Source organism: Pseudovibrio sp. SCP20 (assembly GCF_057774105.1).
In genome coordinates this window covers 1-398 of record NZ_JBYMDH010000018.1, presented here as the reverse complement: position 1 = coordinate 398, position 398 = coordinate 1, and the positions used below count along the sequence as shown (strand labels likewise).

The window sequence follows — 398 nt, the reverse complement described above, 5'->3', positions numbered from 1 at the left end:
TTTGAGAAGCATCAGTCAGATCAACACGAACACCAGTGGAAGCGTTGTAGTAGTTGGCTGCATCATTGCCTTCACCACCATCAAGATGATCTGCACCGGATCCACCATCCAGTGAATCGTCCCCGATACCACCATACAAGGTGTCATTACCCTGACCGCCAACAAGAGTATCATCTTGTTTTCCGCCATTAATGATATCGCTTTCACCTGTGCCATGTAGCACTAAACGGCCATTTTCAAGAACATCAATTTTGCTGACTACACTTCCATCGGCAAACTCAAAACGTTCAATATGCTGACCGACATCTGCAATAAGAAGCGATCCATTCAATCCGTTCTTGGACCAGGCAAACTGAAGCATCTGTCCGTATGATCCATTGTCTTGTATTTGGACAGAG

1 protein-coding gene is annotated in these 398 nt (G+C 45.5%); it reads right to left on the bottom strand.

What is annotated here, in order from left to right; all coding sequences use genetic code 11:
- Nucleotides 1-361, bottom strand: a 361-nt coding sequence (locus tag AC3CB2_RS23460) for a calcium-binding protein (RefSeq protein ID WP_425328969.1), incomplete at its 3' end; no start/stop codon positions are given.
- Nucleotides 362-398 lie beyond the last annotated feature (37 nt).